This is a genomic window from Planctomycetaceae bacterium (assembly GCA_039680605.1).
GTDB lineage: Bacteria > Planctomycetota > Phycisphaerae > SM23-33 > SM23-33 > JAJFUU01.
Genome location: JBDKTA010000016.1, coordinates 1 through 10,795, shown reverse-complemented (window position 1 = coordinate 10,795; position 10,795 = coordinate 1). Strand labels below are relative to the sequence as shown.

9 protein-coding genes are annotated in these 10,795 nt (G+C 61.4%); 4 read left to right on the top strand and 5 right to left on the bottom strand.

All coding sequences use genetic code 11. The features are described 5' to 3' along the window. The first annotated feature begins 442 nt into the window (after positions 1 to 442). Complete coding sequence (locus ABFD92_05255; protein ID MEN6503924.1) at positions 443 to 2,212, top strand: DNA methyltransferase; 1,770 nt, start codon at positions 443 to 445, stop codon at positions 2,210 to 2,212. After that, the gene (locus ABFD92_05250) at positions 2,196 to 3,275 is read left to right on the top strand and encodes a hypothetical protein (protein MEN6503923.1); all 1,080 of its coding nucleotides are present in this window, start codon (positions 2,196 to 2,198) and stop codon (positions 3,273 to 3,275) included. Before ABFD92_05255 ends, ABFD92_05250 begins: the two co-directional genes overlap by 17 nt. A 1,362-nt stretch (positions 3,276 to 4,637) precedes the next feature. On the opposite strand, the gene ABFD92_05245 is transcribed toward ABFD92_05250, so the two are convergent. Continuing rightward, the gene (locus tag ABFD92_05245) at positions 4,638 to 6,647 is read right to left on the bottom strand and encodes a DUF6785 family protein (GenBank protein ID MEN6503922.1); all 2,010 of its coding nucleotides are present in this window, start codon (positions 6,645 to 6,647) and stop codon (positions 4,638 to 4,640) included. Positions 6,648 to 6,860: 213 nt separating this feature from the next. Between ABFD92_05245 and ABFD92_05240 the strand changes: the two genes are divergently transcribed. Next, on the top strand, positions 6,861 to 7,523 hold the full coding sequence (locus tag ABFD92_05240) for a biopolymer transporter ExbD (protein ID MEN6503921.1): 663 nt from the start codon (positions 6,861 to 6,863) through the stop codon (positions 7,521 to 7,523). A gap of 227 nt (positions 7,524 to 7,750) precedes the next feature. Here ABFD92_05240 and ABFD92_05235 read toward each other — a convergent pair whose 3' ends face one another. Genes ABFD92_05235 through ABFD92_05225 form a run of 3 tightly spaced genes read right to left on the bottom strand, consistent with a single transcriptional unit; the run spans position 7,751 to position 9,187 of the window. After that, the gene (locus ABFD92_05235; protein MEN6503920.1) at positions 7,751 to 7,948 is read right to left on the bottom strand and encodes a ferredoxin; all 198 of its coding nucleotides are present in this window, start codon (positions 7,946 to 7,948) and stop codon (positions 7,751 to 7,753) included. A gap of 47 nt (positions 7,949 to 7,995) precedes the next feature. Beyond that, a complete protein-coding gene (locus ABFD92_05230; GenBank protein MEN6503919.1) occupies positions 7,996 to 8,913 on the bottom strand; it encodes a sigma-70 family RNA polymerase sigma factor in 918 nt (305 codons plus the stop codon). A gap of 28 nt (positions 8,914 to 8,941) precedes the next feature. Further along, complete coding sequence (locus ABFD92_05225; protein ID MEN6503918.1) at positions 8,942 to 9,187, bottom strand: hypothetical protein; 246 nt, start codon at positions 9,185 to 9,187, stop codon at positions 8,942 to 8,944. 616 nt (positions 9,188 to 9,803) lie between these two features. Here ABFD92_05225 and ABFD92_05220 point away from each other — a divergent pair. Continuing rightward, on the top strand, positions 9,804 to 10,478 hold the full coding sequence (locus ABFD92_05220; protein MEN6503917.1) for a response regulator transcription factor: 675 nt from the start codon (positions 9,804 to 9,806) through the stop codon (positions 10,476 to 10,478). 225 nt (positions 10,479 to 10,703) lie between these two features. Here the strand turns inward: ABFD92_05220 and ABFD92_05215 are convergent. Further along, on the bottom strand, positions 10,704 to 10,795 hold a 92-nt coding region (locus tag ABFD92_05215; GenBank protein MEN6503916.1), incomplete at its 5' end, for an IS3 family transposase.

Here is a 10,795-nt window from a genome sequence, read left to right as displayed (position 1 = left end):
GGTGTAACATCTTGTTTTTCTGGCAAGAAACTGGGGCTCCGCCCCAGACCCCGGAGTTTATCGCTTTTGAGCTTCGGGCAGATGGGCTCCGGCGCGTGGATGCAGCACGGCAAGGCCGCCGGCGTCGTGGGCAGGCCCCAAACGGAGGCTCACGGGGGGCCGGCTTGGGGCCTGGGGTCCCACGGCGACGGCGGCCGGAGAAATTGAGCAATGGCGTCGGCGGCGGAAACTTTGGTTGCGGCCCAAGGCCGCGTCAGGTTCTCTGCGGTGAAATATCCGGGTTAGCAGGAACCCCCGAGCCCCTCCAAAGCCTCGGCGGCCTCGGTCGGCGAATCGGCCTGGACAAATTGGATATCGGATATTGCATATCGGATATTGCATATGGCGTATTGGCTATTCCCTCCCGGCGCGGTATCTTCCTTATCAAATCGAAGGGTGGCAAATGACCGACAGCGGCCCAATCAACAAGAACCTGCTCTGCTACGGCGACAATCTGACCTTCCTGGAAGATCGCTCGCTGTTGCCCGACGCGTGCGTCGACCTGATCTACCTCGACCCGCCCTTCAACAGCCAGCAAGACTACAACGTCCTGTTCAAGGAAACCTCCGGAACCCCCGCGGCCGCCCAGATCAAGGCCTTCGAAGACACCTGGCGCTGGGACATGGCCGCCAACGAAGCCCTCGCCCGCCTGCACCAGGACGAACAAGTCCCGGCCCCGCTGGTGGAACTCATGAAGACCTTCATGAACTTCCTCAAACCCTCGCCGATGATGGCCTACCTGGTCCAGATGGCCGTGCGCCTCGTCCACATGCACCGAGTCCTCAAACCCACCGGAAGCCTCTACCTCCACTGCGACCCCACCGCCAGCCACTATCTCAAACTCGTCCTCGACGCGATTTTTGGGGCTGAAAACTTCCGGAATGAGATCATCTGGAAAAGGACGAGCGGGCATTCCGATGCTAGAAGATATGGTTCCGTTCACGACGTTATTCATTTCTATGTGAAGAACGGCAACGCTGTCTGGAATAAACCCTATCAGCCATATGACCCGGCATACGTCGAGCAGTATTACCGCTACAGAGACCCCGACGGTCGCATGTGGATGTCTGACAATCTCAGTGCTGCCGGGCTCTCGGGGGGCGGATACGAATACGAATGGAAAGGGATTAAGCGAATATGGCGTTGCCCACAAGAGCGAATGGCCGCGCTTGATTCGCAAGGCAAGGTCTTCTATACGAAGAACGGTATACCTCGCTTGAAGAGGTATCTTGACGAGGCCAAGGGCTTGCCAGCACAAGATGTTTGGGGGGATTTGGAGGCCTTGCGCTCCTGGCACAAGGAAAAGCTGGGTTACCCCACGCAAAAACCAATCGAGCTATTGCTCCGCATCGTCGCCGCCTCCAGCAATCCCGGCGACGTGATTCTCGATCCCTTCTGCGGGTGCGGGACGACGATTGACGCCGTCGAGACGCTCAATCGCGAGGATCCGGCGGCCGCGCCGCGGACGTGGATCGGCATCGACATCACGCATTTGTCGATCAATCTCATCAAGCACCGCCTGACGCGGTTTGTCCCGCTGCCGGACTACCAGGTCATCGGCGAGCCGGCCAGCGTCTCCGGGGCCGAGGCCCTGGCGCAGCAGGACCCCTACCAGTTCCAGTTCTGGGCCTTGGGCCTGGTGGGCGCGCGGCCGCGGGGCGGGGCCAAAAAGAAAGGCGCCGATCAGGGCATCGACGGCGTGCGATATTTCCAGGACGAGCTCAAGGCCGGGGCGATGGTCACCAAGACCATGCTCGTGCAGGTCAAGAGCGGCAAGGTCGGCGCCAAGGACATCCGCGATTTCGTCGGCACCCTCGCCCGCGAGCAAGCCGAGCTGGGCGTTTTTCTGACCCTGCAGGACTCGACCGCCCCGATGCGCACCGAAGCCGCCGCGGCCGGCATGTACGCCTCGCCCTGGAACAACGAGAACTACCCCCGCGTGCAGATTCTGACCATCGAAGAGCTAATGAAAGACCCCCACCTCCCCAACCCCGCAATCCTCCAAGTCCCCGGCGGCGCCGCCGCTCAACACACCCTGCAACAACCCCAGCAACACAAAGGCCGGGGGGCGAAACAGGGCGGGTTGTTTGGAGGAGAGGCGGAAAGGGGGACGCGGGAAGATATATCTTCGTTGATTTCCGACGAGAGGACCGGTCATGGAAGTGCAGGCTGACAAGTCGCAGATGGAATACGGGTGGAGCGCTTCCAAGCTTCTGATGGAACTGGAGAAACTACTTGGCCCTATGGCTGAGGTAGAATTAGTTGTCAAGAAAGACAAGGGCGGGTCCAGTATTATGAGTCCAGCCCGCGTGCGATGGCATAATGTACTCATAGCGCTTGCGTCCATAGGACTCGCTTCTCTGGCTTTCATTTTCGCGGGGACAAAATATGCTTACCTTGTGCCCCTTTTTTGGATCCTTTCTTGGGCCACGCCCACATTGTTTATTTTTTTCATTCCTGTGTTTGGGTCGGCTAAGTACAGGTGTGTCTATGGTCATCTCTCAGACGCAGAATTCCTTCGGTGCGCCTATTTCGCGCACCGGCTCTGCGAACGTGCCGCCGGATCCAGCGATGAAGAAGCAAAACGCCTAATAAAGAAGGCCGTTAGGTATATCAGACTGCCCTTTTCCCTGTTTTGGCAAACATCCTGTTCGGTGCCAGGCAATCTTAAAATCGCCCAGAGGCAATCTAAAGCCCGAGGGAAATCAGATAGGTCCGGGAACCTGCTTTTTGCCTACATGGTTGGGGCGGTGACCAAACCACAGATACCAACGGCAACGCTTTGGCGGAAGACCGGTGACTTTCTGGAACTGGCGCAATTTCAAACAGCTCTGAAGAACCAAGCAGAGGAGGTCTCTAGGGCATGGCTGCTAGCCGCATTCACGGCTTTCTCACTATGCAGCAAGAATACCATTGAGGGATACGGTCCTGCTATGGACAAGATATGCAAGTCGCTAGAAGTTGTTGTTGATTCTGCATACAGGGTAGTTCTCCCTCTTGAGAGCAAAGAACCACTCGGAAAAGAGTTTATATATGCAGCATTCGTCTGCACCTCGCTTGTGGCTCTAATCCCTGTCTGCTATGCCTTCTCATGGGAACGTTTTGTCGCCCCTGTTATTGCCGTCTGCGGTGTATGTGCAACTATTATCCTGCATTCGATTTCATTGCGCAACAACAGGCTTATGAGGCAGCAAGGCCAGCAACGTCCGTCAGAAGAGGGGGGCGAAGAGGGATAGATAGATACTCCTGCCTTCGCCAACGCTGCCGGGTAACGGGGGCGGGGGGGAAGGGGCCAGGGGGGAACGGGGTCAGGAACCATGTCTTGGCAGGCCGCTTTAGCGGCCTTGGTCCGCCGGAGGCGGAGTAGCCACGGCGTTTTACGCCGTGGGGGGCGATGGGGAGATTTGTTTCTTCTTCTGAGCCTGCTTTGAGCGGGCTTTGCGGCGGCCTCAAGCCCGCTTAAGCGGGCTGGCCGGGATTGCGGGATGGTGCAGACTGGCGTTGCCAGAGCTAGAAGCTCTGGCCTAACCCCGGCTTGCGCCGGGACGAAGGCCGCTGAAGCGGCCTTTTGGTGGTGGACAGATACCTCGATTCAGATGGCGGTTCGCGGGCATTTCTTGTTTGGACCATTGGGCAACTATTAAGGAATACTTAATAGTTCGCCAGAGGGCTCGAGGCGGGTGTCGCGTAAGGTCCTGCACTACGAGCGGAGAGGTCGGATACCTTCAGGTCGCCGTCGCGGGATTTTTTGCTTTTCTGTAACACAGCCCCCCTTTGCGCCCTTTGTGTCCTTTGTGGCCGGTCCCCCTTTTTCAATCGCCCCCTTCGGGGGTTCTGAGGATGTTTTGGGGGGCCGGCTACCCCGGGCTGCGCCTTCGGCTCCACCCGGGGCTACTATCAGGCGCCCGCTCCGCGGGCTTGTGGATCGGGGAGAATGAGCAGGGCGTTAATAGGGAGAACAACAGCCAGGGCGGTGTCGGTGCCACCGCACTCCAGGATAAACGGGCGCGCATCTTCGTCTGGCGGATTGGGGCCTCTGTGGGCTTTGTGATCTTTGTGGCAACTCTTCGTTGTTCATTCGCCCCCGTTGGGGGGGCCTAGCCAGGCTCTCAGTTGTCGGTTATCAGCCCGGGCATAAAATTCTTTGTGTTTTTCTTGTAACATGTGCCCCCTCTGTGCCCTTTGTGTCTTTTGTGGCTATCGGGGATTGTTGAATTGCTGTTTGTTTCGGATTTCGTGCTTGGGATTTCGGATTTGGCGGCCGCCGGGGGGGTGGGGGGGGCGCACCGCGGGCGGCGGGGTTGGGCTCGGGTGTGAAAAACATCCATAGCGGCGTCGCGGCCGCCGCACTCCAGGGTCGCCTTGCGGCGACGAGGGGAGGGTGCAAACGGGGGCGGGAACCGTTTCTTTTGCATTGTTGTTTTTTTGCTGTTTTGGGATTGTTGAATTGCTGTTTGTTTCGGATTTCGTGCTTGGGATTTCGGATTTGGCGGCCGCCGGGGGCCGGGGAGGCGAAAAGTGGGACAGTCACCTTCGCTTCGCTGCGGAGCCAGTCCCCATTTTCGCCGGCGTTCTCCGCGAACTCCGCGGTGAATGCCTCAGAACGGGCTGATCTTGAACTCGGGGACGTTCTTGCCCGTGGACATGTAGTACGACATGCCGATGATGGCCCAGAGGATGCCGGCAAGGAACTCACCCGCGGCCAGGCCGATGAAGAGGTTGCGGAACCGCACGAAGGCGCTGCCGCCGCCGAACTTCATCACGGCCTGCTTGATCATCCACCCCAGCAGGAAGCTCGCCGCCAGCGGACGCATCGTGTCCGAACACCAGATCAGAAACAGCACCGGATGTATCGGCCACCACGTCAGCCTCAGGCGCAGCACAGCCGTGCCGACCACCAGTCCCAGGCCCACCAGCGCCCAGGTGAAGAATTGCTGGCTCGGGGCAATTTGATCAATGCGGAAGCCTAACTCCGGCGTGGGAATGCCGACGTTGAAGTGCCCCAACTCGCGCAGCAGCATATTGAAGCTGTATTGCGAGACCGTCGGCGCCCAGAAGAAATGCCCGCTCTGACCGAAGTAGTACTGCGTGATCAGGACGGCCGGCACGCCGACCAGCAGCGCCAGCAGGATCGTCGGGACGATCCAGCCCGCCATGCGCCCCGGGCGGATGTTCTCAAACTGCCCCAGTCGCAGCGCGTTTGAAACTACCGGCATCATCGCCACGCGCGGGTCGATGGCAAAGGCGGCCGACAGGATCGCCAGCACCAGCACCGCCCGCGGACCCAGCGCGGCCATGCCGAAAATGCCGATGGCCACGCCGAGCGGCCACCACGCCGGCTGAAGCACGAACACGCCGGTCTCGACGTGTACGCGCGTCATCACCAGGAACAGCAGTCCCAGGCTCAGGACGAACAGGATGCCCGCCGGCAGGGGCAGTCCGGCGGCGTTCTTGAGCACGATCACGCTGCCGGCGGCGCAGAGCAGGCCCGCCCGGCAGGCCCAGGTCGTGGCGGCTGTCACGTCGCTTCTGCCGGCAAAACCAAACGCCCGCCGCAACACGTTCCAGTAGTAATACCGCCCCGCGTAGAGCAGCATGATCGCCATGCCCACGTAGGAGCCCATCACCATCGACGACCAGAAGGGAGCCTCCAGCACCGCCCAGCCCCAGTTCAGCGTCGTGTGGGCCGTCAGCAGCACGACCACCGAATACAGGATGTGGCTGATCCCGACGGAAAAACCGACGTCGTTGTTGACCAGAAACGCCAGCGCCAGCCCCACGAAAAAGATCCGCGGCGTCAGCAGCGTCCCCATCCGGGGCACGGCCCCCAGGGCAGGGTAATGCTCCATGACAGCCCTGAAACTGAAATCCAGCGGGATGAATGTCTCTTTGGTGATCCAGACGGACGCCGCGTTGACGCCCATGATGACCAGCACCAGGCCCGTGCCCAGCCAGAAAAGCTTGCGCCGGAAAATGCCCCCGGGGGAGGGGCCCTCCAGCAGCTCCGCCGTCAGCGTCGCTACCGGATACGTCAGGCGCTCATTATTGGCCCACTGCGGATGCACGACAACCGCCAGGCAGACCACTCCCACAAACACCAGCACCACCAGCGGCATCCAGAACAGCAGCGTGCCCTTCCAAGCCTGCCAGGGCACGATGTTCAGCAGCGAACCGTAGTCGTCATGCTGGCGGCCGCGGATGAAACCGTCGACCGTCTCCTCGTATTGCCCGCCGGGTGACACGAGCATTCCCGGCGGGGCGTAGTCCAGCAGCCTGTTCGTGCCCCACTCCGGGGCGTCGTGATTGGCCTTCTGGGGCATCAGGACAATCTCGCTGAACTGCCACATCAGGGCCGGCCCGGAGATGACCGAGGCGACCATCATCAGCGAGACGATCGTGGCCCATTCCCCTCGCTGCACGGACCGCAGGCGCAGCACGTGCAACAGCGGATTGAGCCCGAGCAGGCCCAGCAGCATCAGACCCAGCACGCCCGGCATGGTCAGATTGTGCGCCAGCGGCGCCAGGTGCAGACCCCATTCGTTGAGGTACGATAAGGCCGCCAGCAGCATGCCCAGAACCAGGCCCAGAATTACAGAGCGAAACGTCATCGCTGCCATGGTTGCAGAAAAAGGCACATCTTGCAAGCTCTGCGAGAGTGACTTGTGGAGTGCGGCAGCAGCAGCTGCCGCTTTGGATGTTGTTGGGATGGGGAGTGCCCTTTCGCGCAAGCCGGTCTCAGAAACAGCCAAAGCGGCAGCCAGGGCTGCCGCACTCCATAGGCGGATGTTGCCGCCGGACTCGGCATGGGGGACAATAGGCCCATGGTGCGGCGCGACAAACTGGTGGGCTTCTGGGCGATGTCGGTCCTGATCGCCGCCATGGCGATTCCGCCGGTCATTGCGGCCGCGGGGATCTGGCGTTGCGACTCCTGGCGCGGCGGGGCGTTGATGGTCGCCATTGCGGCCGGGGCGGCGGTGGCTCTGTGCGCCGCGGCGTTCGTGCTGGGCGTGATCGCCATGCCTCGGGTCACGGCGGCGGTGGCGGCTGTCGGGGCGTGCCTGTACGGCTTGGCCGCGACGATCGGGTGCATGTTTCTGGCGGCCAACGCATCGTCGCCGCCGCAGTGGGTTCTGTATTGGGCGCGGCCGCTCGTTGTGGAACTGGCGCTGGACACGCTGAGGCAGGAGTTCGCCCCGGTGGAGGTCGAGCCTTTGCCGGCGGCGCCGGTGCGTCATGAGCTTGTGGTGCTGATCCGCGGCCGCTCCGGCGGCGAATCGATCTACGAAGTGGCCGGGCGGGCGATGAACCTGGAGAGCCTGACCGAGCGGCTGGCGGGGGAGCTGCACGCCCAGCCGCAGGTGTGGGTGCTCATCCGCGGCGATCGACAGGCGACGGTGCAGCAGGTCGCCCAGGCCGTCCGCGCCTGCCGAAAGGCCGGCCTGCGGGACAATCAGATCGGCTATGACAACCGCCCGGTGGACTAAACGGGTGCCACGCACAACTCCGTTGTGCGTGTCCCTGACTGTGGGGGTGGCATGGCGACACGCGAAGCGGGTCGCCATGGGCAAACAGCAAGAACATGGGCGGGACGCCCATGCCACACAGACAAGAGCATAGGCGGGACGCCCGTGGTCCCGGTGGCACAGCCTTTCCAGGCTGTGAGGTCCCGGCTGTGAGGTCACAGGCTGAAAAGCCTGTGCCACGGGATCATTTAGTCGTCTTCCTCGTCGAGCTGGATGGCTTCGGCGGGGCAGGTTTCTGCCGCCTCGATGCAAGTGGCCACGACGTCTTCGTCGGACGGTTCGCTGATAACCGTAGCCAGGCCGTCGTCGCCGAGTTCAAAGACTTCAGGGCAGATATCCGCGCAGACGCCACAGCCGGTGCAGTTGTCGGTTACTGATGCTCTCATTGGAGGCTCCTTCGTGCCACAGCCTCTATATTTACACATTCGGCACGTCAGGCTGCAAAAAATTTCTCCAACGCCAGACGGATTTTTGCCAGGGAGCGTTTCTCGATCTGCCTCACCGACTCGGGCGAGAGGCCCAGGATGCTGCCGACCTGGGCGAGGGTCTGGCCCTTTTCCGGTCCGGTCATGGGGAAGCGCTTCTGGATGACCTGCAGTTCGGCGGGGTTGAGGTTGGCCGAGTTGCCCGTCAGCACCTCGCGCACGGTCTCGATGGCGTCGGTGTGCTGCTGGTCGTGGACGGTCTGGGGGTGGTCGCTGCCCTCGAACTCCGGGTCGAACTCGCAGATGATGTACTTGCGAACGGTGCGGGCCTTGCGCTGAAGGCGCGAGAAACTGGCCAGGATCGAGCGGCAGGCGTAGGTCGAGAACTTGTACCCGCGCGAGACGTCGAACTTCTCGACGCAGCGCATCACGGCCAGGTACCCTTCCGAGAGCAGGTCGTCGAAGTCGACGCCGCGGTTGATCGCCCGCTGGGCCATCACCGGAACCAGCGCCAGGTTGGCGTGGATGATCTGCGACCGCGCCCATCGCGCCCGCGAGTTCCAGAGGTACATCGCCCGCCGCTGACGCGCGTCGCGGGCCTGCGCCAGGCGGCACTTGGCGTAGTTGTACCGCAGGAACATGAACCGCTCCTCGGTGACGCTCAGGGTCGTCGTGGGCTCGCGCCGAGGCTGGTCGCACTCGTCGTCCTGGACCGGGGGCGCCAGGCGGTAGCGATTGATCCGCACGCGCATGGCGTCGGGGCCCCAGAACCGCTCCTCGGCGTCGGGGGCCTCGAACGATTCATCGTTGACGTAGAGCGTCAGGTCGGCCTCGAGGGCGTGCAAGCTGGGCTGACGCGGGTGCAGGGAAGCGGACGGGGCGTCGAAATCGAGTGTGGCCGAGGGAGCGGTCGCGCTGCAGAGCATGGTATTCACGATGAGCAGTCTCCAATAGTCAGTCGGTGTCAAGATCATGTTGAACGCGTGCGGCGATGGTGCTGACGCGCAGCAGGTCCCACGGACCCATCGAGACCGGCGTTTCGGCGCCGGCCTCGGTGCTCAGCAGCATGTACCGCGCGCAACTGAGGTACTTGTCCATGCAGTAGAAGCTCCGCGTGCGGGTCGCCAGCCGCGACGAGAGCTGCTCCACATTGTCGAAAAACTCATTGCACTGGTTTTCGTAAAAGGGGCAGGGGGTCATGATCATTCCTTTGAGGAGGGCCTTGAACTCATACGGTCCATCCGGCCTGACTCGCGTGTTCGTTACCTCTGCTGGGTTCCTGGAAACTTCCGCTGTGCCGGCCTACTCGGCAGCGGCTCGCCGACGTCGCCGGACGAAAACTCCGACGTTGAAAGCACAGTCATTGTGGCCGCAAATGATTTTCTTTCAATCGGGACGCACACTGCATTGTGCGGGGGGGGCTTTGCCAGAGGGGCTAGGGAAAGCTCGTAAAGCGTCTCTTTCTGAGCCCGGGACGGGGAGTGCGGGATTAAGGGGATTGAGAGGATTAAGAGGATTAAAAACGAGGACGGGGCTGGGGGAGAGTGTACTTGTCGTCCTCGTGGTCGTCCTCGTCCTCGTCATCGGTTGTTGCTTTTCAAAGACCGGGACGGGGAGTGCGGGATTAAGGGGATTGAGAGGATTAAGAGGACAAAAACAAGGACGGGGCTGGGGGAGAGTGTACTTGTCGTCCTCGTGGTCGTCCTCGTCCTCGTCGTCGGTTGTTGCTTTTGCAGTGCTGCAGAGGGCCGTGCGGAATTTACGGGCCTTATCCGATCTTGACGGGCGGTGGTCGTGCGGTTAGCTTTTGCGGTCTATGTCACAGCCGCCGGAAACGCAAGACAAGAAAACGCGTCTGCTCCTTGTGGACGATCATCCAATCGTCCGCCAGGGAATCGCCATGCTGGTCAGCAAAGAGAGCGACATGGAGGTCTGCGCCGAGGCCTCAAGCGCCGCCGAAGCCTTGGCCATGATCAAGCAGACCGAACCGGACGTGGCGGTCGTCGACCTTTCGCTCAAGGACAGCAGCGGGATCGACCTGATCAAAGATGTGGCCGTGCGCTTCCCGAGCCTGCTGGTGCTGGTGCTGTCGATGCGCGACGAGGCGTTTTTCGCCGAGCGCGTTCTGCGGGCCGGCGCCCGCGGCTATCTGACGAAGGAACAAGCGCCGCAGAAGGTCATCGCGGCGATCCGGCAGGTGGTGGCGGGCGAGCTTTATGTCAGCGATAAGATATCCGCATCGGTGGTCCGCAAGTTCGTGCAGGGTCGCGCGGCCAGCGCCGGCTCGCTCGACGCGCTGACCGACCGCGAGCTGGAAATATTCGAGATGATCGGCGGCGGATTGCCCACGCGCGACATTGCGCGGCGGCTTCACATCAGTTCCAAGACCGTCGATTCGCACCGCGAGCACATCAAGGGCAAGCTGCGCCTGGCCAGTTCGTCAGACCTGCTCAAGTACGCCATCGGCTGGGTTCAGAACAACAGCATGTAAAGGCCGCCAGGCTCTGGAAAGCAACAACCGACGACGAGGACGAGGACGAGGACGAACAGAACCCTCTCCCCCATCCCCATCCCTGTTTTATCCTCTTAATCCTCTCAATCCCCTTAATCCCGCACTCCCCGTCCCTGAGCTTTGGAAAGCAACAACCGACGACGAGGACGAGGACGAGGACGAACAGAACTGGGCTTCCCCACGAATGGTGGGCGCGCCGAAGTATCAATTCAGGCCCGCCTCGAACGCTTCGGGGCTGACATAGCCTATCGAACTGTGTAGCCGTTTACGATTGTAAAACACTTCGATGTATTCAA